This window comes from Solidesulfovibrio carbinolicus, from assembly GCF_004135975.1.
In the GTDB taxonomy this organism is placed as follows: domain Bacteria; phylum Desulfobacterota; class Desulfovibrionia; order Desulfovibrionales; family Desulfovibrionaceae; genus Solidesulfovibrio; species Solidesulfovibrio carbinolicus.
Map to the genome: position 1 here is coordinate 1,574,748 of NZ_CP026538.1, position 20,420 is coordinate 1,595,167.

Here is a 20,420-nt window from a genome sequence, read left to right on the forward strand (position 1 = left end):
GCGTCAAGGCGCGACAAATACCCCGAATCGGGTCCGAGATCAATTTTAGCGGTCGGCGAACAGCGCGGCCAAGAGGTACATGGAGCCGCACACGAGCACCGTGCCGTCAAGCTTTTCCACGGCCGCCAGCGCCTCGCGCGGACCGGCCACGGGCACGGCGCGTTTCCCCAGGCGGGCGGCGACCTCGGCCGCCGGCCGGGCCCGGGACACGCCCGGCAGCTCGGGCACGTAGATGGGGCCGGCGGTCAGCCGGGCGGTCATCGACGCCATGGCCTCGAAGTCCTTGTCGGCAAGGCAGGTGAAGATAAGGGCCGTGGGCGAGACGAGCAGGGCCTTGAGGGCGGCTTCCAGGGCGGTTAGCGCCGGCAGGTTGTGGGCGCTGTCGAGCAGCAGGGCCGGGGCCATGCCCGGCAGGCGCAGCAGATGGAGCCGTCCGGGCAGGAAGGTCTCGGCCAGGGCGCGGCGCACGGCCTCGGGGTCCGGGGCGATGCCCATGGCCTCGGCGCACAGCGCGAAGCCGGCCAGGGCCAGGGCGGCGTTTTGGGCCTGGTGCGGCCCGGCAAGCCTCAGCTTCACGTCCGGCACGTCCAGGCGCTTGGGGAAAAGGAGCGTGGCCTGGCGCGACGACGGATCGTAGACGGCCAGTTCGGCCGCGTCGTAAAGCCGCGTGCCGCGCGAGAGCGCTTCGCGGCGCAGCACGGCGGCGGCCTCGGCCGGCTGGGGGCCGGTGACGGCTTGGCCGCCCGGGATGAGTGCTCCGGCCTTGTCAGCGGCGATGTCGGCCAGGGTCGGCCCGATGACCGAGGCGTGGTCCAGACCCATGGGCGTGAAAAGGGTCAGGTCGCGGGGCAGGGCCGTGGTGGCGTCGCCGGCCCCGCCAAGGCCCGCTTCATAGACGGCGGCCTCGGCCCCGAGATCGGCAAAAAGCCAGACGGCCATGGCGGTCAGGAGTTCGAAATAGGTGAGCCGGCCGCCTTCGCCGCGACCGGCCACGGCGGCCTGGACGGCGCTTGCCGCCCGGGTCCAATCCTCTTCGGCGATCATCTTGCCGCCAAGGAGGATGCGCTCGCGCACGCTGACGAAATGGGGCGACAGATACAGCCCCGTAGGCAGGCCGTGGGCGGCGAGCAGGCCGGCCAGCAAGGCGGCCGTGGAACCCTTGCCGTTGGTGCCGACCACCTGGGCGGCCAGATGGGGCAGGCTCTCCAGGCGAAGCCCGGCCAGGGCCGCGCGCATCCGCCCGGGGCCGAGGTCCATGTGAAAAAGGCCCAGGGAGTCGAGATAGGCCGCAAAGGCGGCGAAATCGGGAAAATCAGAAGTCGATGCAGTCATGTTCTCGCAGGAGCCGGTAGTGGTAGCCGGCCAGTTCACGGGCCAGTTCGTCCACGATGACGGCGGCGAACGGAGCCTTTAAGTGGTAGATAAAGATGTCCGGCCGGGCGCGCAGTTTGTCGAGTTCGGCGCGCAACAGCTTCGGGGTCAGGTGCTTGGAGGCCATGGCCAGGGCCTCCATGGAAGACGGGAACGAGGCCTCGGTGATCAGATTTTTGAGCGCAAAGGGCAGGGCGTCCATGGCCTTCCAGAAGTCGTCGCACGGGCCGGTGTCGCCGGTGTAGGCGAGGTTTCGCGCCCCGCCGTCCTGCCACAGGACAAAGCCCGAGGCGGCTTTGGCGTGATTGACGGGATAGGCGGCGACGCTGAGATCGCCGATGACGACGGGTACGCCCGGAGTCATGGGAGCGTAGGTCAAAACCGGCGAATCCGTGGGGATGACGGTGAAGTCGGGCCAGATGGTGTCGTTTAGCAGGTGGGTGGAAATGGCGTCGAGGACTTCGGGCAGGCCGTGGATGGCCACTGGGGCCCGGCTGCCGGCGACGAAGAACTCGATGAGGTTGTCGGCCAGAAACAGGATGTCCTTGATGTGGTCGAGGTGGCTGTGGCTGACGAAAATATGTTCGAGCCTGGCCTGAGCGGCGAGGTCCAGGGAGGAGGTGACGGAGCCGGCGTCGAGGAGGATGGTGTCGTTGACGCAAAACGAGGTAAGGTTGTGCCCCGGCAGATCCGAGCCGGAGCATCCGAGCACGCGCAGCTTCATGCCAGTCTCCTTATGGCGGGCAATGTCCCGGGATTTGCCAGTGTGAGCCGCAAGGAGCCTTTCGTCAAGGCCGGCCTTGACCGGAGGGGGCGGCTTGTTTAGTTTTCGTGCCGCGCGCCCGTAGCTCAGTCGGATAGAGCATCTGCCTTCTAAGCAGACGGCCCGGGGTTCGAATCCCTGCGGGCGCGCCAGAAGAATATCAAGGGGTTCCGTTTTCGGAACCCCTTTTGATTTGTTAAGGTATTTCTGGCTGTTGGGCGGTGCCGTTGCGGCACTAAAGGCAGGATTGACCGAGGCTCCCCGCTACTCCCAAGAAAAAATACGCTTCCAATCCTGTTTCATGCTGATGACGACCCAACCTTTTTGGGCCGCTTCGGCCAGCAGGGAGTCGGGGAACGTCCCGATCTTGGACTGGGCGGCGTAGGCATATTCCCGCTCGGCGTCGTCGTGGCGCACGAGCATCATAAGCCGCGCGCCGCCGCCGGCCTGGGCGTATTCGAGCATTTCCTTGTCCCCGTCGGAATTGCCAAAGGCCGCCTGGGGATGGCGGCCGATCATGAGGTGGATGCCCTGGGGCTTGCCCGGGCCGACGTTGTTGAGCAACAGCCTGGGCTCTTCGGTGAGGACCGCCTTGCCGGCGGCGTCATAGCCGAATTTCGTGGCGTTGAGCGTGCCGACCACCTGTTCGGGCGGCACGCCGTAGACCTTTTCGGCGTAGGCGCGCAGAAAATCCTGGCCGCCGCCGGTGACGAAATAGGTCTTGTAGCCATGGGCGCGAAGGAGCTGCATCACTTCCAGCATGGGCTGGTAGACAAGCTCGGTGTAGGGCCGCCCCCAGCGGGCATCCCGGGCCGTATCCAGCCACCGGCGCACCTGGTTGCCGAGTTCCTCCACGGTCATGCCGGTCATGGTCGCGGCGTAGAGCTTGACGATGTCGTCGGTGGACGCGTCGGCCAGGCGCTCCAGACCGCCGGACAGCAGGGACTTGAAGGGTTCGGCCCCGGCCAGCTCCGGCTTGTCCTTGGCCAGCTCGCGCAGCCGGGCCAGACAGTAGAGCATGGGCGTGTACATGGGCTGCTCGACCCAGGTCGTGCCGTCCTGGTCAAAGGTGGCGATGCGCGCCTCGGGCCGGACATAGCTCGGGTTCGACGGGTCGGTGGTCGCGCGCACGAAGGCCAGGATCGCCTGTTTGGCCGGCCCCTCGTTCCAGGAGGGCAGGGGGTCGGTCTGGGCCAGGGCCGTCGCGGCGACAAGCAACAGGCAGCACAGGGCCAGGACGATCAGGCGGTCCGGCCGAAGGAAAGAAACGCTGTTTCGCCACGCAGGCAGTCGTCTGGTCATGCTCTCCCTCCGTTTGCATAGCCGGCCGCCGACGGCCAGAAGCCCGAAGCGCCAAGGGGCGGTCAGAGGCGGATGCTTAAAAGCTGACGCTGAGGCCCAGGTCGCCGCCGTAGCTGACGGTTTGGGCGTCAAAGGCCATGGCTGAAGCCGCGCCGCGCACCATCACCCGCTCATTGATTTTATAGGAAGTCCCCAGGCTGGCCGTGCCCCAATCGGCTTTCACCGGGGCGGCGGCCATGGAATAGGGCTGGGCCGTGGTCGTGGTCAGGGCGGCCTTGACCTTGCGGTCGGCCTGGTCCACCAGCTCGTGGTGCCATTTGGCTTCCACGAAGGGCCGCCAGCCGCCGGCCTCGATGGCGGCGCGCCAGCCGAGCTGGCTTATGGCCGAATCGCGCATCTGCTGGCCAAAGGACAGGGCCGCAACACCGTTGCCGCCGGTGGCCGCGCCGCTGGTTCCCGATTCGGCAAAGCCCTGGATGCGCACCTGCTGCAGCACCAACCCGGCCACCGGACCGGTGACCACCTGCCCCAGGCGGATGTCGCCCCCGGCGCGAAGAGCCAGTCCCAGGGTGGTTCCCGTGGTCGTGGCGCTGTTGCTGTCGGTGAAAAGCCCCAAGGCCACGTCGCGGGCGATCTTGTCCTGCAGGAAACCGTAGGAGGCCACGACATCGCCCCAGGCCGGGCCGGCCTGATAGGCGGAATAGAGGCTGAGTGTCTGGTCGTTCTGGTCGAAGTGCCCGCCGCCCATGGAAAACTGCTGGGTCTGGGTCCCGGCGGTGAAGGCCGCGCCGACGATGAGGCCGCAGGGCAGCTGATAGTCCAGGCCCGCCGAGCCGGTAAACGGCGTGCCGGCGACATCGGGAAAGCCGGAGAAGTTTCGAAGCGCCAGCGAGCCGACGCCGCCGCCGATCCAGACGTTGACGCGTGCCTGGCCGCGATGCTGCCCGGTCAGATCGATCTGGCCCTGGATGACGGCCGTCCGGGCCAGGCCGCCCTGGATGGGGAGTTCGGCCAGCAGGGACATCAGGCTCGGGGCCGTCATCAGGCTCGCTTCATAATCCGACTCGATTTTTTGGCCGGCCGTGGTCAGGTGATGGCCGTCGATGAACAGATATGTTTCCAATTGGACGGGCGTGATGTCGGCCCAGGTGGTCACCATGGCGGCAACCGGGGACGGGGCGTTGGCCGCCAGCACCGAGGACGGCGTGAACCCGAACAGGGTGGGATTGGTGGCCACGAACTGGAACAGGCTGGTGAGGTCGGCGGGGATGTACCGCACGCCGGCCGCCGTCAGGTACGACCATTTGGTGTTTCCGTAGGCCACGGCGCGGGCGTATTCGTCAACATTGCTGGCCGGGACGAGGCCGCCCAGGCCGGTCAGGGTCGAGGTGTAAAAGGTGTTGGGCACCATGACGGTGCGCGCTCCGGCCGCCTGCAAGCTGGCCACGCTGGCCGTGAACTGGGCCGCCACGCCGTTGAGGAAGGTCGGATTGGCGGCGATCCAGTCGGCTCCCTGTTTTTGCACGAAGATCAGATCGTTGTTGCCGCTGTTGACGACATAGAGCGCCTGGGTGTTGGCGGCGCCCCCGTTGGCGGCCAGGAGGCAAGCGATCTGCTCGGTGGCGGTCACGTTGCCGGGCAGGCCACCGGGAGCCGTCGTGCCGCCGGCCGTGGCGCTCAGGGGTGCCGTATAGGCGCTGCCGTTGCCGAAATTGGTGCCGCCGATGCTGACCGGCTCGGCGGAGAGGCCGAACCGGCCCGCCAAGAACGTGGTGGTCATGATCCCGGGGCCGGCCCATCCGCCCTGGGCTCCGCCGGCGATGGCGGCGGCGACCATGGCGTCGGCGGTCGCGTTTCCCGTGGACGTATAGCGAAAATAGCCGCTGTCCAGAGTGCTGTCGCCAAGGCCGACAAACTGATTGAACGCCCCTGCGGCGTCGGCCGGGCGAGGCGCGACGAGGGCGAGCAGGGCGGCAAGAAGCACAAGATGCAGCACTTTTGACATGGGCACTTCCCTGGAAAGTGATTGGTGAAGTCCGTCTTGCGAAAGGACATGCGACTTGTCGCCTGCTGTTTTTGATTGTCACACAAAAACTGTACGTTATCAATCAGGCCAGCCTCCCGGATAGCGTCGTCGAGTTCCACTGCGGCTATGAATTGGCGCATTGTGGTCGGGGGCGCGTGTGTTCTGGGGAATGGCGTTCGGGTGTTTGACTTCTCAAGGCGTTTGGGGCATTTTTCTTTGTTCGGAAGCTGTTTGCCGAGTTGTCGTTTAAGGCGGGGCCGTGTGCTTGACAGGCCACGGGCATGACCTCGTCACATAAAGCAATCCCACGAAATATCATCGAAAAATGATCCTTTTGGCGAAAGGCCAACGGGGTCTTGCTTTGTTGTCGGTCTGACGGGCATGGGCCGGCGCTGCCTGGGGCAGCTGTCGGCCCGAAACGTTTACGGAGAAGGTGAGTCTGTGGCTCTTGGCATTGACTTTGGAACATCAAATTCCGCTGTTGGTTTGTTGAAGGACGGATTGTCTTGCCTCGTCGCGTTGGAGGACGGGAAACAGACGATCCCCAGCGCCATTTTTTATGACACGGAAGAAGATGCCGTGCGCTTTGGCAATGAAGCAATAGCGTTTTACATGGACGGCTGCGAAGGCCGGTTGCTGCGTTCGCTCAAAAGCATACTGGGTAGCTCGCTGGTCAACGAATCAACGGAAGTGGGGTACAAGAATATCGCCTTCAAGGATATCATTGTCACCTTTGTGCGGCATTTGAAGGCAACGGCGGAAACCGCTGTCGGCCATGACGTGGACCGCGTCGTCATGGGAAGGCCTGTCCGGTTTGTGGACGCCGACGAGCAGGCCGACGTCCTGGCCCAGGCGCATCTGGAAGAAATCGCCAGGAAAGCCGGTTTTCGCGAGGTGCTTTTCCAGTACGAACCCATTGCGGCCGCCTTGGATTACGAGCAGTCGGTAAAGCAGGAAGAACTCGCCCTCATTGTCGATATCGGCGGCGGAACGTCGGATTTTTCCGTTGTCAGGGTGTCGCCGGACAGGCGGGGCAAGGCCGACCGCAAGCAGGACATCCTGGCCAACACAGGCGTGCATGTCGGCGGAACCGATTTGGACCTGAAACTGAGCCTTGAGCAGGTGATGCCGCTTTTCGGCTACAGGACGCAGACCAGGAGCCTGCATCCCGGCGATCCCATTCTGGACTTGCCGCCAATGTACTATCGCGAGCTGGCGACTTGGCACAAGATCGTGTTTTTGTATAACAACAGGGCCTTGCAAGGGGTCAAGAACATCAAGTATCATGCCCAGCGCCAAGATTTGGTCGACAGGCTGGTCAGGATCATTGAGCGCCAGGAAGGTCATCGTCTGGCCGGCGATGTCGAAGCCGCGAAAATCGCGCTTTCGCAGCAGGATGCCGCCTCGATTTCCTTGAATTACGTGGAGAAAGGGCTGGAAGCTTCCCTGCGTCGCCAGCCATTCGAGTCCGACATTGCGCCTGAAACAGCAAGCATCGTGTTGAAAATAAACGAATGCCTCACCCTTGCCGGCGTCCCGGCCTCGGCCATTGAGACGCTTTTCATGACGGGCGGCAGCACCGCCATCCCGTGCATCGCCCAAGCCTGTCGCCAGACCGTGCCTGCTGCCCGCTTGGTGGAAGGGAGTCGGTTCGGCAGTGTGGGCATCGGGCTGGCTCTGGATGCCGGCAGGAAGTTCGGGCCATAAATCCGGCCCGGCGTCCGGCACGCCTTAAGGGCGCGGTGCAGGCCCTGCGCCTTGTCGGGACGCCGTCTCCTGTCGCGTCCGCGAAAAGCGCATATGGTTTTTTGTCGTCAATGAGCTAAAACCGTCTGATTTTCTTAAAAAAACTATCGTACTTTTTAAGGGACGCGACACTAGCGTCAGGCGGGGGCTTACGGGTTCATGGAAAGCGTTGCATCCTGTTGGGCCAGGAAGGCCGCATGAGCGCGGGGCAGATAGAGGCTCGAAAACAGGTACACCGTTCCCGTGGACGTCCTGATGGTCGCGATGTCCTGAAATTGTGGCTTGACGGCCATGGCGTCGAGGATGGCGGCGACGTCAGACGAGGCGAGATCGAAGGGCGGCTTCTCGAAGAGTTCGACCGGCACGGGGCGCGGGTAGTCCCGGGAGTGTGAACGTATGGCCTCGGCCAAAAGCCTGTCCGGGGCGTCCTGGTTGTCCAGCAACCGGGCGTAGCTGCGACTGAGCCGGGCCGGGTCGTGGTAGAGGGTCTGGCCGGACCGGCTGGCCAAGGACGCGATTTCGGGCAAGTCCGCGACGATGGCGGCCAGCGCCGTGCATGGATCGTCTGGCGGCGACGTTTCCAGGTGTTCGGCCAAGCCGCGCTCCCGCAGCCCTTCCAGGATGTCCTGCACAGCGATCAGCCGAGGTTCGCCGCCGGCTTCCCGGATAATCTCCAGAATCGCCCGGGACAGATCGGCTTCTTTGGCTGGCTCGGCCAGCCCGGCCGGATCAGGTAGCCCGGTCGGATCGGGCCGGTCGGCCGCGTCGGGTGTGCCTGCCGCGCTCACTTGGCGGCCTCGGGCGTGAGCCTGGCGGCGGCCAGGGTTTCGCCCACGTCCGCCAGGCCCAGTTCGGCGTAGCGCGCCTGGCTCGGCGCTCCAGTTGTTTTCTCCCAGCCCATGACCTCGTAGAAATAGTCCATGGCCTGGGCGATGTCGGCCGGGTCCATGCGGATGGTTCCCTTGGTCAGGGCCGCCGCGCCACTGGGGTCCTCGAAGACCCAGGGCGGCACAACGTCGTGGGCGGCGCGCATGTCCACCCGCCCCATGTCCCGAATGGTCAGGGCCCGGTGCAGGGTGAAGATGCGCTCCGCCACCCGGTCCAGCGCTTCCCGGTCCATGGTCTGGCCGGTGGCCAGGCTCAACAACTTCGACTCCAGGCTGTCGTCCCCGGCATAGCCGCGCTCGCGAAGGGGAGAAGCCGCCCAGGGCCCCATCCAGTTGCACACCCCAAGGGCGTCGTGCAGTTCCTTGCGCAAAAGCGACCACTTGGCCCGTTTGGCTTTGTGCACGTTGGCCGGCGTGTAGTCTCCCGGCGCGTCCAGGGCGTCGGGGGACCCCCAGATGGCGGCGGCCAGTTGTTTTTGCACCTCCAGGGGCAGGCCGTTTCGCACGAAGTTCGTGTGGGAGTGGCACTGGGCGTCGCGGTTGTACTGGGTGTTGATGATCACCCCGCACTGGCCGTCGTCCTCGTTGGCGTGGTGCTTGGCATGGCCCATCTTCCAGTAGGTCGTCGTGTGGTCCTGGGCCCATTCCGATTCCGGGATGGACCAGTGGTCGAAGATCGCGCCCGTGCCGCGACTGAGCACGTCCCCGAGTTCGCCCTGGCGGTTGGCGATGCGGGGCAGCAGGTCGAGCAGGAAGGCCGGATCGGCGCGGTCGTACTTGTCCCAGGGGATGGAGGCGTATTCCTTGGACCCGAGCCGGGCCTTGAGATAGCCGCCTTCGTAGAGCTTGCGCAGGTCGCGTTGCAGCTGGCCGTAGTTGGACCACAGGCCTAGGTCGTCGGCCAGATGCATGCCCACCATGCAGGCCTCCATGGCGGCCTCGCTGTTTTTGACCCCGGCCAATTGCTTGAAAAACGAGCGTCCGAACATGAGCGCCACGCAGGTGTTTTGGCCCGTGTCCGGAATGCCGTATTTGGCCGTCACCGACGGCATCTTGAGCATGGTGTGGCAGCGGATGGGGCAGGCCGTGCAGCCGTTGCCGCGCACGGTGTATTTCCAGGCCTCGTCGCCCAGGAAATAGGCCGCGCTGTTGGTGCGAAAGGCGATGCTGTTCGGGTCGTGGATGTCGCCGGTGATCTCGACGGGCGGTCTGGCCGCCCCCCATCGCTTGCCGGGCTGACCGATCCAGCGCGAGGCCGGATTGTAGTATTCGGCCTGGGGCGTGGGGAAGCTTGGGACAATGTGCTGGTTGTTGGCGCCAAGGATGGAGAGGTGGAACTTGACCAGGGCCTCCCAGGCGTCCTTGTCCCCGGCGATGCGCACCGCGCCGCTGCCTTGCACGGCCACGGCCTTGAGGTTCTTGCCGCCCATGATTCCGCCCACGCCGCCGGCCGAGTGGGATACGGAATTGATCACCATGCCCATGGGAGCCAGGTTTTCCCCGGCCTGGCCGATGGCCGCCACCACGCAGTCCGGCCCCAGCTCCTGGCTTATGGCCAAGGTGGTCCGGCGGATGCCCGTACCCCACAAGCGCCGGGCGTCGCGGATCTCCACTCGGGCGTCGCGGATCATGAGCCACACCGGTTTGTCGGCTTTGCCTTCCACGATCAGGGCGTCGTAGCCGGCATATTTGAGCTTGGCCGCGAAATGCCCGCCCATGTGCCCCGAGCCGACCAGCGGCTTGGGCCAGCAGGTGGGAAAAAGCGTGGTGATGGTGGCCCGGCCGTTGCAAGGCACGCTCGTGCCGACAAGGGGGCCGGTGGCGAAGACGAGCTTGTTGGCCGCGTCAAAGGGGCCGGTCCCGGCCGGGACCTCGTCCCAGAGCACCCGGTAGCCGATGCCGGCCCCGCCGAGCAGGGCCGCGTAGCGCTCGCCGGTCTCCTCGGTGGTGATCTTGCCGGTGGAGAGATCCACGCGCAGGACCTTGCCGACAAACCCGCCGCTGCCTGGGGCCATGACGAACTCCTTCCCGGTGAAGGGTTATTTTCCGGCCTTGGCGCCGGCCGGGACATGGCAGTCCAGGCAGGCCTTGGCCGTCTCCGGGGAGACGACGGACAGGGCGGGCCGGGTCGGGCTGCCGTCGCGGGTGAGGTCGCGCCAGGGCACGTAGCGCAGGGCCGCCGCCGGACAGGCTTCCACGCATTTGGGCTTGCCATGGCACAGGGTGCATTTGGCGGCCACCCCGGCCTCCTCGTCAAAGGACAACATGCCCCAGGGGCAGGCCTGCTGGCACAGCCGGCAGCCCACGCACCGGGCGGCGTCGACCACCCGGGCCCCGGTTTTGGTGTCGGCGATGATGGCGTTTTGAGGACAGGCCGTGGCGCAGGGCACGGGATGGGGACACTGGCGGCACACGCCCTGGATCACCAGCCCGTCGCCCCAGTCTCCGTGCATGGCCTGGCCGCCGGTGGGGCCGGTTGGGCCGAAATTGACGGCCCGGGCGATCTTGATGCGGGCCAACGACGGCTGGGCCCGGCCGTCGTTATATTCCGTGCAGGCCAGTTCGCACCGGCCGCAGGCCACGCAGCGGGTGGGATCGGCCAGGATGACGCCCTGGGCGCTGTCCAGGATCACCAGCGGGGCGTTTTCGCCATAGGCCTCGCCAAGGCCCAGGAAGGCCAGACTGGTCAGCGCGCAGGCGGAGAGCTTGAGAAATCCCCGTCGGGTCAGCTCGGCCTCCCATCCGGTGGCCTTGGCCGCCTGTCCGATCCATTCCGACGAGATGCCGCGTTTGTTGTCCATGTCGCGCCTCCCGGAGTCAGCGCCCCGGCCCTGGGGCGGCCGCACGCGCTATGGCGAGTCGGCCCTGGCAAAGGTCATAAAACGCTTTTCCGGGGGCGTCTAGGCCGCTGTACCCGCCTGCACAGGGAGAGGTTTCCGGCGATGGCGATGCGCCCCCCGCCGTTCGTTGACGGTCGCGCCGGACCAGGTGTCCGCGCGGCGCTTTTGAAAACCGCCTTGGGGCGGGGGAGGCGCGTCAGGTCCGGGGCGCGGGCAGGCACAGCGCCAGGGTGGTCTCTCCGGGCGTTGCGGCGTCGAGCAGCAGATCGCCGCCCATGGTCCTGGCCATGAGCCGGGCCGAATAGGTGCCAAGGCCTGTGCCGCCGGGCTTGCCGTGGGTGGCGTATTTCTCGAAAAACCGTTCCCGAAAGCCGGGATCGGTTTCGCCGAGGTTGCGAAGGGCAAGGGCGCGGAAGCCGTCCTTGGCCGGGGCGATGTCGATGTCCACCCGGCCGCCGGCCGGAGAGTGTTCAATGGCGTTTTTGACCAGGTTGGAGAGCATGGAGTGGCATAAAAGCTCCTCGCCAACCACGTGCACGGCGACGTCCGACGTCAGGGGAGTTCCCTCCCGGCGCAGCTCCACGGACACGCCCCGGGCGCGGCGCAGGGAAGCCAGTTCCGCCACGACCTTGCCGATCACCCGCACGATGTCCACCAGCCTGGGCGACAATTCATAAACGCCCTGTTCCATCTTGAGCAGGCCCAGGGACAGGTTGACCATGTTGAGCATCTGGTAGCCGGCTTCTTCGATGTCTTCCAGGTAGCCGGCCTGCTCCCCGGTCAGATTGCCGCCGACGGCGATGAGCTGGGGCAGGGACAGGATGACGCCAAGGGGTCCTTTGAGATCGTGGTGGGTGATGCGCTCCACGTCCTCGCGCAGGCGCGCCGCCTCGGCCAAGAGCGTGTTTTGGCGGGCCAACTGCTCCATGGCCGCCTTCAGCGCCAGATGGGTCGTGACCCGGGCCTTGACCTCCTGGATGTCGAAGGGCTTGGTGATGTAGTCCACCGCCCCCAGGGCGAAGCCCGTGACCTTTTCCTGCACTTCCGTCAGGGCGGTCAGGAAAATGACGGGGATGGCGGCGGTGGCCGGATCGGCCTTGAGGCGACGGCAGACCTCGTAGCCGTCCATGCCTGGCATGAGGATGTCGAGGAGGATGAGGTCGGGCGGATTGGGGGCCAGGCTTTCCAGGGCCGTGGGGCCGTCCAGGGCCACGGCGATCTCGTAGTCGTCGCCGAGGGTTTCGACCAGGGTATCGACGTCGGTTTCCACGTCGTCCACGATGAGAATGGTTTGTTTGGCGTCGCGTACCATGTCGATCACCGTCTTGTCGCAATCAGGCCACATAGGGCTGCTCCAGCGCCTGGCGTTCTTCGTCGCTCTCGGTAAATTTGAGGGCAATCTGCCTAAAGGTTTCCTGAACGTCCAGGAAGGCGTCGACCATGGCCGGATCGAAATGGCTGCCGTGGCCGTCGCGGATGACGGCCACGGCCTGGGCGTGGGTGAAGGGGGCTTTGTAGACGCGCCGGCTAATGAGCGCGTCGTAGACGTCGGCGATGGCCATGAGCCGGCCGGGAATGGGGATGGCCTCCCCGGCCAGCCCCTGGGGGTAGCCTGTGCCGTCCCAACGTTCCTGGTGGGTGTAGGCGATCTCCTGGGCCAGGCGCAAAAACGAGTTGTCGCCGAGGTTTTTGGCGGCGGCCTGGATGGCGTCGCGGCCGTAGACGGTGTGGCGGCGCATGACCGCGAATTCGGCGTCGGTGAGGGGGCCGGGCTTGAGCAGGATGTCGTCGCGCACGCCGACCTTGCCGATGTCGTGCAGCGGCGCGGACTTGTAGAGCAGATCAATAATCTCGTCCGTGAAATAGCCGTCGTACCCGGGTTCTCCCCGCAGTTTCTCGGCCAGCACGCGCACATAGTTGCGGGTGCGCTTGATGTGCGCGCCGGTTTCTGGGTCGCGGTATTCGGCCAGCCCGGCCATGGCCTCGATGATGGCGTCCTGGGTTAGGGCCAGTTCGCGGGTGCGTTCCCGGACTTTTTCCTCCAGGATCTCGTTTTGCCGGGCCAGCTCCTGGCGGGCCAGGCGCAGGGACAGATGGGTGCGCGCCCGGGCTTTGATTTCCGCCGGCTCAAAGGGCTTGGTCACGTAGTCCACGCCGCCGGCGGCAAAGCCGCGCGTCTTGTCGGCCACGTCGGTGAGCGCCGTGAGGAAGATGACGGGCGTGTCCGCCGTGGCCGGATCGGCCATGAGCCGGCGGCAGACCTCGTAGCCGTCCATGCCGGGCATCATGATGTCTAAAAGAATCAGGTCGGGCGTTTGCTCCCTGGCCAGGGCCAGGGCGGACGGGCCGTCGGTGGCCACGGCCACGTCATAGTCCTCGCCCAGGGCGTCCACTAGGATGTCCAGGTTGGTTTCCGTGTCATCCACCAGCAGGATCAGGCATTCGGCCAAGGGTTTCATGAGGCCTCCGGGGCCTGGGCGGCCAGCAAGGCGCGTACGCGTTCCAGGGCCTGGGGAAACTTGTAGCCCCGAATGAGGGTTTCCAGGGCCTGGATGTCTGCCTGCAGCGCCTCGCCGCAGGGCATGGCCAGCAAGGTTTCCATAATTTTGGCGCAGGGCTTGGGCTTTCTGGCTTCCAAGTGGGGGATGAGGCCGCCCAGGAGGGCCAGGGCGTCGGCGGCGCAGCCCCCCTCGGCCGGGGCCGGCGACGCGGCCTGGGGTGGGGGGGCGGGCCTTTCCCGCCCGGCCACGGCCCGGGCGAAGCGGTCCACGGCCTCGGTGAAGGCCGGCAAGGCCGCCTGGGCCGCGTCGTCGTCGCCCTGGCGCAGGGCCTTTTCCAGCTCGCCGGCCGTACGGGCCAGCTCGTCGGCCCCCACGTTGCCGGCCGCGCCTTTGACGGAATGGGCCGCGATTTCCGCCGCCGCATGGTCGCCGGCCGTCAAGGCGGCCCGGATGCGCTCGGGCACGGCCGGGAAATCCTGGCTCATCTTGTCGAGCAACCGGTCGTAGAGGGCGGCGTTGCCGCCGACCCGGCCAAGGCCGGCGGCGACGTCGATGCCGTCCAGGGCTTGGGCGGGCTGCGGGGGCGCGGCCGCCTGGACCGCCGTGTCCTGTCCGGCTCTCAGCGCGATCCGGGCAGTCAACACGGCAAATAGGGCCTGGGGATCAATGGGTTTGGCCACAAAATCGTTCATGCCGGCAGCCAGGCATTTTTCCCGGTCCTGGCGCATGGCGTTGGCGGTCATGGCCACGATGGGCAGGGTCTTCAATCCGGGCAGCTTGCGGATGGCGATGGTGGCGGCCAGGCCGTCCATGACCGGCATCTGCATGTCCATGAAAACGAGGTCGTAGGGCGTGCGCTGCACCATCTCCAAGGCGACCTCGCCGTTTTCGGCCACGTCCACGGTGTAGCCGGCCTGGGTGAGCAGCTCCCGGGCCACCTGCTGGTTGACCTCGTTGTCTTCCACCACAAGCAGCCGGCCCTGGCCTGGGTGGCCGGCCTGTCCGGCCTGCCCGTCCGGGGCCTGCCGCCGTTCCTCGTGAAAGCCGCCCAGGGCGCGCATGAGGGTGTCAAAAAGCAGGGACGGGGTCACGGGCTTGAGCAGCACGGTCTCGAAGCCGCCGTCCTCGGCCCCGCGCAGGACCTCCTCGCGGCCAAAAGCCGTGACCATGATCAGGTGCGGCGGCGGCGCATTGTATCGGGCGCGAATGCGCTCGGCGGTTTCTAGGCCGTCCATGCCGGGCATCTGCCAGTCGAGCAGCACGACCTCGAAGGGCTGGTTCTTGTTCCGGGCCGCTTCCAGGGCGTTTAGGGCTTCCTGGCCCGAAGCGGCGGCCTCCACGGAAAAGCTCATGGCGGCCAGCATGTCGGTGAGCACCGTGCGGGCGCTTTCGTTGTCGTCCACCACCAGGACGCGCCGGCCGCGCAGGTCCGGGTCGGGCAAAAGGACGCGGTGGCGTTTGCGGCTTTTGCGCAGCCGCGCCGTGAACCAGAAGGTCGAACCCGCCCCCGGGGTCGAGTCCACGCCGACCTCGCCGCCCATGAGTTCGGCCAAACGCTTGGAGATGGCCAGTCCCAGGCCCGTACCGCCAAAACGGCGGGTGGTGGAGGCGTCGGCCTGGGAAAAGCTTTGAAACAGCCGGGCGATCTGCTCCTGGGTCAGGCCGATGCCGGTGTCGCGCACCTCGAAGCGCAGGGCCGCCTCGCCGTCGTCTTCGGCGACCAGCCGCACCCGGATGCCCACCTCGCCGGCCTCGGTGAACTTGACGGCGTTGTTGGCGTAGTTGACCAGGATCTGCCCCAGGCGCAGCGGGTCGCCCACAAGGTCCTGGGGCACGTCGGCGGCCACGTCGAACAGCAGCTCCAGCCCCTTGGCTTCGGCCTTTTCCCGGATCAGCGCGGCCACGTTTTCAAGCACCGCCGACAGGTCGAAGTCGGTGCGTTCGATGGACAGCTTGCCGGCCTCGATTTTGGAGAAATCCAGGATGTCGTTGATGATGCCGAGCAGATGCTGGCTGGCCTGCTGGATCTTGCCCATGTAGTCGCGCTGGCGGGGGGTCAGCTCGGTGGTCAGGGCCAGATGGGACAGGCCCACGATGGCGTTCATGGGCGTGCGGATTTCGTGGCTCATGTTGGCCAGGAAGTCGGATTTGAGCAGGGTGGCCTCCACGGCGGCCTCCTTGGCCGCGGCCAGAGCCCGCTCCACGGCTTTTTGCTCGCTGATGTCCACGAAGGTGCCGACCAGACCGCCGGGGCTGCCGTCGGCCCGGCGAAAGCCCGAAACGTAGTAGAGGGTCTCGTGCATCACCCCGTCGGCAAAGGGGATGCGCATTTCCCGGCGCACCGAGCCGCCGGCGGCGATGGCCTCTTCGTCCTCGCGCTGGTAGGCCCGCCGGTCCTCTTCGGGCAGATAGTCGAGGTCCAGGACACGTTTGCCGACAAGTTCCTCGCGGCGCACGCCAAAAGTCTCCTCGTAGGCCCGGTTGAAACCCATAAAGCGGGTGTCCGCGCCTTTGTAAAAGACGGGATTGGGAATGGTGTCGAGAAGCACCTGTTGGAAGGCGTTCTGGTCGGCCAGGGCCTGCTGGGCCCGGACACGTTCGCCGATGTCCAGGGCGAGCTTGAGGGCCAGGGCCAGTTCGGCCCGGGCCTTGTCCAGATAGCGCTGGTCGGCCTCGGACAGTTCCCGCAGCAGGCCGATCTCCAGCGCCCCCACGGCCGACTGGCCGTCGCCCAGGGGCAGCAGCCGGATTTCCGTCAGCCCGGCCGCGCCGCCGGCCAGGGCAACGCTGGCCGTTTCGGGCAGGTCGCGCAGGGAAAAAGGCCGACCCGAGGCGATGACGTCATCGACCAGGGGACGACAGGTTTCGGGAACGTCGCCGCCGGGCGGCCGGTCGCCGCCAAACCGGGCCAGGACCTGGGCGCCGGACGCGCTGCAGCGGACATGGACGGCGGCGTAGGGCAGGGACAAAAACCGGACCAGCTCGCCTAAGGCCAAGGCCGCCAGCCGGCCAGGGTCGAATTCGTTTTTAAACGACGCGGCGAAATGCGTCAGCCCCGCCTCCAGGCGCAGTTGCGATTCCATGCGCGACAGCAGACGTTTGTATTCGCTGACGTCCTCCTGCAAGCCGACGTAGCCCAGCAGGTTGCCCTTGGCGTCGTTTACCGGAGAGATGGCCACCCGGGCATGGTAATGGGAGCCGTCCTTGCGGCGGTTGACGAATTCGCCGCTCCAGGGCTGGCCGGCGCGAAGAGCCCGGCGCATCTCGTCGTAGACTTCCCGGGGAGTCGCGCCGCTGGCCAGGATGTTGGGATCGCGCCGTTTGACCTCGGCCAGGCTGTACTGGGTCACCCGCTCGAACTGGGGGTTGACCCAGCGGATGCGGGTCTTGCGGTCGGTGACGACCACGGCCAGGGGACTGACCTCCATGGCCACGCCAAGGGTGCGGAACCGGGCCGCCGCCCTGGCCCGGCGTCGCCGGACCCGGTCCAGGGCGACGAGGGTCAGACAGACCAGCAGCGTTCCGGCGGCGGCCAGACCGGCCGTGAGCAGCCGGTCGGCCGGCGGGAACCACGTGGCGGTATCCTGAAGCACCACCAGGGTCCAGGCCCCTTCGGGGTCGTCCCAGTTCACGGACTGGGACGCCAGGCTCCAAGTGTCGCCGGCGATGACGGCGGTGTCCTGATCGGGCGAGAAGGGAAGCGCAGCCGCCTGGCGTCCTTTGAACACGTCGCCAAAGCGGCTGACGCGGTCCATGGCGGCCGGTTTGCCTTCCGTGGCCCCTGTGGCCACGGCGTAGAGCCACCCGGGGCGCGTGGCGGCAAACACCACGCCTTCGGGCGAGAGCAGCGCGGCCTGGCTGCCGGAGCCGGCCAGGAGGGCGTCGAGGAAGGCCGCGCCGATCTTGGTCATGATGACGCCGATGACCGGGGAGGCGGGCAGCGCGCCGTCGCGCACCGGCGCGGCGTAGTAGAGGCCGCGTTCCTGGGACTGCTTGCCCACGGCGGCGTAGATGTTGGGCCGGCCGGCCATGGCCTGTTGGAAGTAGGGCCGAAAGGCGACGTTGAGTCCTTCGGAGGTGGCCCCCTCGGTGTCGTGGATGCGGATGACGCCGCCAGCTTCGATGAGATAAGTCCCTTCGGCCGCGTATTGGCGGCGCAGGGGGTCCAGGACGTTGTGCAGTTCGCTGCGGTCGCTTTCGGTCAGGGGCGTGCCGCGAACGGCGAGTTTCACGGTGGGTTGGATCAGGCCGAGCAGGCTGGTCGCGCCGATGAGCTGGCTGTCGATGGTCTTATCGACTAGGGCGAAATGCAGGCGTTTGGCCGACTCTTGCAGCGCGTGGCGATGTTTGTCGAAAATGACGGACCTCGCCACGTGCAGGCTGACAAAAGCCGCCGCCAGAGGCAAGAGCAGGCAAGCGGCCAGAATGGTCACTCGGCGAAGGGTGGGCGTCATGGAAAACCTTTGGATGGCGTGGACGGAGCATTCCGTAAACTATTTGCCGGGAATAGCACCAAACGTCAAATCAAAAAGGGAAACGAATATTAAGGCGGCTCTTGCCGGAGCAGCGCTAGCAGGAGCGAAATCGCCCTGGACGGGCTTTGCTTTGGCCCGGAGATTTTTTCTGGCTGGCCGGTTTTGGAATCGTCTCCGGTGTCGCTCCTCTGTGTCTGGAGCATCGGGAAGGGCGGATGCTTCCGGGGTTTTACGGGACGATTGGTGTGTGTCATTATTCTAACTTGTAGGAGTTTTAATTGTTTTTTCGCCAATGGTTGTCCTGAAATCTATAGAGAAAAGCGTTGTGCTGTTGCCCGTTTTTGAAAAATACCGTACACAATAGGGAAGGTAAATTGTAGGGTCGCCATGGCGAGGCTGCTGCACAACAAACACAGGTGTAATATGCAAATGGGATTGCAATCAAAGCTCTTGATGCCGACTATTTTGTCCATTGTGGCCAGCATGGCCTTGGCGGGACTTTTTTCCTATCGCAAAGCTTCGGATGAACTCTGGAATGAGCTTATTTCTTCTTCGCAGAATATTGCCGATACCGTGTGCAAGGGCCTGAACATCTACACGGAAGACATCAAAAATGTGCTCGTCATGCAGAGCCGCAGCGACTTCATCACGGGATATGTCGCCGCCCCGGCCAAGGACGGGACCACGCAGCAAAAGGCTCTGGCCGCCCTCAAGGAGTTGCTGGCCTTTGACAGCTCCATCGACGCCGGCTTTATCCTCGACGAAAAGGGCGGCGTGCTGTTGTCCACCGATCCCGGCATCACCGGCAGCTACGCCGACCGTGGCTATTTCCAGCAGGCGATCAAGGGCGAGACCAACTATTCCGAACCGCTGCTGAGCCGCTCCACGGGCAAGCCGGTGTTTCTCGTGGCCACGCCCGTGGCCGTCGGCGGCCGGCCGGCCGGGGTTTTGGTCGTGCGGGTCAACTTGGCCAAATTTTCCGAGGACATGGTTGCCCCGGTCAAGGTGGGCCAAAACGGCTACGCCTTTATCGTGGACAAGGCCGGCGTGGTGTTCAGCCATCCCGACGCTGGACGCATCCTCAAATTCAAGCTGGCCGAATTCGACTGGGGCCGCAAACTCCTGTCCATGGCCCGCGGGGTGGTCGAATACCAGATGGACGGCCTGGCCAAGGCCGCCGTCTTCACCCGCGACAAGAACACCGGCTGGACCGTGGCCGTCACCGTCAACGCCGACGACATCGCCCGTTCCAGCCAGGCCGTGCGCAACGCCACCCTGCTTTTCGGCGGCGCGGGAACCCTGGTCGTGTGCCTGCTTATCGTTCTGGTCACCCGCAAGATCGTGGCCGATCTGGCCCGGTGCGTGGCCTTTGCCGGCGCGGTGGCCGAGGGCGAGCTTGGGCGCACGTTGTCCCTGGCGCGGCGTGACGAACTGGGGGCCTTGTCCGATTCCCTGGACGCCATGGTGGTCAAGCTGCGGGCCATGATCGAGACGGCCACGGCCAAAACCCGGGAGGCCGAGGAACAGACCGAGATCGCCCGGCAAGCCACGGCCCGGGCCGACGAGGCCCGGACCCGGGCCGAACAGGCCAAGCGCGAGGGCATGTTGGCCGCGGCCGGTAGGCTCGAAGGCGTGGTGGCCGTGGTGTCCTCGGCCTCGGCAGAGCTGTCGTCTCAGGTGGAGGAATCCAACCATGGCGCCCAGGAACAGGCCCGGCGCACGGCCGAAACGGCCACGGCCATGGAAGAGATGAACGCCACCGTCCTGGAAGTGGCCCGAAACGCCGGCCGGGCCGCCGAGACCGTCCATGACGCCAAGCGCAAGGCCGAGCAGGGGGCCGAGGTGGTGGACGAGGCCGTGGCCAGCATAGGCCTTGTGCGCGACAAGGCGACCGAACTCAGCCGCGACATGCACGCCCTGGGCAAGCAGGCCGGCGACATCAGCCAGATCATGACGACGATTAACGATATCGCCGATCAGACCAATCTTTTGGCGCTCAACGCCGCCATCGAGGCGGCCCGGGCCGGCGAGGCCGGGCGGGGATTCGCCGTGGTCGCCGACGAAGTGCGCAAACTGGCCGAAAAAACCATGGCCGCCACCCGAGAGGTCGGCGCGGCCATCATCGGCATCCAGCAGGGCACCCAGAAAAACGTCGATAATTTCGAGGCCGCCGCCAAACTCATCGGCCAGGCCACCGACCAGGCCGGGGGCTCGGGCGTGGCGCTTAAGGAGATCGTGGCCCTGGTGGAGGACGCCACCGATCAGGTCCGTTCCATCGCCACCGCCGCCGAGGAGCAGTCGGCGGCCAGCGAAGAGATCAACCGCAGCGTGGACGACATCAACCGCATTTCCACCGAGGTCTCCCAGGCCATGAGCCATTCGGCCCAGGCCGTGTCCGAATTGGCCGAGCAGGCCCAGGAGCTGCGCGCGCTTATTGCCTCGCTCAAGGAGCAGTGAGACGGACCCGGCGGCCGGACGCCGCTTGTGACGGCCTCGCCGACGATCTCGG

General features: G+C 66.0%; 12 protein-coding genes and 1 tRNA gene. 3 read left to right on the forward strand and 10 right to left on the reverse strand.

Features of this window, described 5'->3' with window-relative positions:
• Positions 1–45: 45 nt before the first annotated feature.
• Both C3Y92_RS07000 and C3Y92_RS07005 read right to left on the reverse strand, forming a co-directional pair.
• Positions 46–1,371 carry a bifunctional folylpolyglutamate synthase/dihydrofolate synthase gene (locus C3Y92_RS07000; protein ID WP_408021673.1) on the reverse strand — a complete coding sequence of 442 codons (1,326 nt, stop codon included), beginning with the start codon at positions 1,369–1,371 and terminating at the stop codon, positions 46–48.
• Positions 1,313–2,095, reverse strand: coding sequence for a 3',5'-cyclic-nucleotide phosphodiesterase (locus tag C3Y92_RS07005; protein WP_129351093.1), 783 nt, complete (start codon positions 2,093–2,095; stop codon positions 1,313–1,315). The genes C3Y92_RS07000 and C3Y92_RS07005 overlap by 59 nt, the downstream gene beginning before the upstream one ends.
• A 114-nt stretch (positions 2,096–2,209) precedes the next feature.
• Between C3Y92_RS07005 and C3Y92_RS07010 the strand changes: the two genes are divergently transcribed.
• Positions 2,210–2,286: transfer RNA gene (locus tag C3Y92_RS07010), tRNA-Arg, on the forward strand.
• A 112-nt stretch (positions 2,287–2,398) separates the two neighbouring features.
• On the opposite strand, the gene C3Y92_RS07015 is transcribed toward C3Y92_RS07010, so the two are convergent.
• Both C3Y92_RS07015 and C3Y92_RS07020 read right to left on the reverse strand, forming a co-directional pair.
• The gene (locus C3Y92_RS07015; protein ID WP_129351097.1) at positions 2,399–3,436 is read right to left on the reverse strand and encodes an HAD family hydrolase; all 1,038 of its coding nucleotides are present in this window, start codon (positions 3,434–3,436) and stop codon (positions 2,399–2,401) included.
• Positions 3,437–3,512: 76 nt separating this feature from the next.
• A complete protein-coding gene (locus tag C3Y92_RS07020; protein WP_129351099.1) occupies positions 3,513–5,441 on the reverse strand; it encodes an autotransporter outer membrane beta-barrel domain-containing protein in 1,929 nt (642 codons plus the stop codon).
• Positions 5,442–5,903: 462 nt separating this feature from the next.
• Between C3Y92_RS07020 and C3Y92_RS07025 the strand changes: the two genes are divergently transcribed.
• Positions 5,904–7,169, forward strand: a complete 1,266-nt coding sequence (locus tag C3Y92_RS07025; protein ID WP_235669639.1) for an Hsp70 family protein — start codon at positions 5,904–5,906, stop codon at positions 7,167–7,169.
• Positions 7,170–7,357: 188 nt separating this feature from the next.
• Here C3Y92_RS07025 and C3Y92_RS07030 read toward each other — a convergent pair whose 3' ends face one another.
• The 6 genes from C3Y92_RS07030 to C3Y92_RS07055 form a co-directional block, all read right to left on the reverse strand.
• Complete coding sequence (locus tag C3Y92_RS07030) at positions 7,358–7,996, reverse strand: hypothetical protein (RefSeq protein ID WP_235669640.1); 639 nt, start codon at positions 7,994–7,996, stop codon at positions 7,358–7,360.
• Complete coding sequence (locus C3Y92_RS07035) at positions 7,993–10,110, reverse strand: aldehyde ferredoxin oxidoreductase (RefSeq protein ID WP_129351103.1); 2,118 nt, start codon at positions 10,108–10,110, stop codon at positions 7,993–7,995. Before C3Y92_RS07035 ends, C3Y92_RS07030 begins: the two co-directional genes overlap by 4 nt.
• Positions 10,111–10,134: 24 nt before the next feature.
• The gene (locus C3Y92_RS07040) at positions 10,135–10,896 is read right to left on the reverse strand and encodes a 4Fe-4S dicluster domain-containing protein (protein WP_129351105.1); all 762 of its coding nucleotides are present in this window, start codon (positions 10,894–10,896) and stop codon (positions 10,135–10,137) included.
• A gap of 235 nt (positions 10,897–11,131) precedes the next feature.
• Positions 11,132–12,280, reverse strand: a complete 1,149-nt coding sequence (locus tag C3Y92_RS07045) for a hybrid sensor histidine kinase/response regulator (RefSeq protein ID WP_129351107.1) — start codon at positions 12,278–12,280, stop codon at positions 11,132–11,134.
• Positions 12,270–13,394, reverse strand: coding sequence for a response regulator (locus C3Y92_RS07050; RefSeq protein ID WP_129351109.1), 1,125 nt, complete (start codon positions 13,392–13,394; stop codon positions 12,270–12,272). The genes C3Y92_RS07045 and C3Y92_RS07050 overlap by 11 nt, the downstream gene beginning before the upstream one ends.
• Positions 13,391–17,890, reverse strand: a complete 4,500-nt coding sequence (locus tag C3Y92_RS07055) for a response regulator (protein ID WP_129351111.1) — start codon at positions 17,888–17,890, stop codon at positions 13,391–13,393. Before C3Y92_RS07055 ends, C3Y92_RS07050 begins: the two co-directional genes overlap by 4 nt.
• A gap of 474 nt (positions 17,891–18,364) precedes the next feature.
• Here C3Y92_RS07055 and C3Y92_RS07060 point away from each other — a divergent pair, with 474 nt between their 5' ends.
• Complete coding sequence (locus C3Y92_RS07060) at positions 18,365–20,368, forward strand: methyl-accepting chemotaxis protein (RefSeq protein WP_165352076.1); 2,004 nt, start codon at positions 18,365–18,367, stop codon at positions 20,366–20,368.
• Positions 20,369–20,420 lie beyond the last annotated feature (52 nt).

Bases quoted from the DNA above. Each gene is read 5' to 3' on its own strand.
- C3Y92_RS07005 (WP_129351093.1), bottom strand. From the start codon at position 2,095: ATGAAGCTGCGCGTGCTCGGATGCTCCGGCTCGGATCTGCCGGGGCAC.
- C3Y92_RS07015 (WP_129351097.1), bottom strand. From the start codon at position 3,436: ATGACCAGACGACTGCCTGCGTGGCGAAACAGCGTTTCTTTCCTTCGG.
- C3Y92_RS07020 (WP_129351099.1), bottom strand. From the start codon at position 5,441: ATGTCAAAAGTGCTGCATCTTGTGCTTCTTGCCGCCCTGCTCGCCCTC.
- C3Y92_RS07035 (WP_129351103.1), bottom strand. From the start codon at position 10,110: ATGGCCCCAGGCAGCGGCGGGTTTGTCGGCAAGGTCCTGCGCGTGGAT.
- C3Y92_RS07040 (WP_129351105.1), bottom strand. From the start codon at position 10,896: ATGGACAACAAACGCGGCATCTCGTCGGAATGGATCGGACAGGCGGCC.
- C3Y92_RS07045 (WP_129351107.1), bottom strand. From the start codon at position 12,280: ATGTGGCCTGATTGCGACAAGACGGTGATCGACATGGTACGCGACGCC.
- C3Y92_RS07050 (WP_129351109.1), bottom strand. From the start codon at position 13,394: ATGAAACCCTTGGCCGAATGCCTGATCCTGCTGGTGGATGACACGGAA.
- C3Y92_RS07055 (WP_129351111.1), bottom strand. From the start codon at position 17,890: ATGACGCCCACCCTTCGCCGAGTGACCATTCTGGCCGCTTGCCTGCTC.
- C3Y92_RS07060 (WP_165352076.1), top strand. From the start codon at position 18,365: ATGCCGACTATTTTGTCCATTGTGGCCAGCATGGCCTTGGCGGGACTT.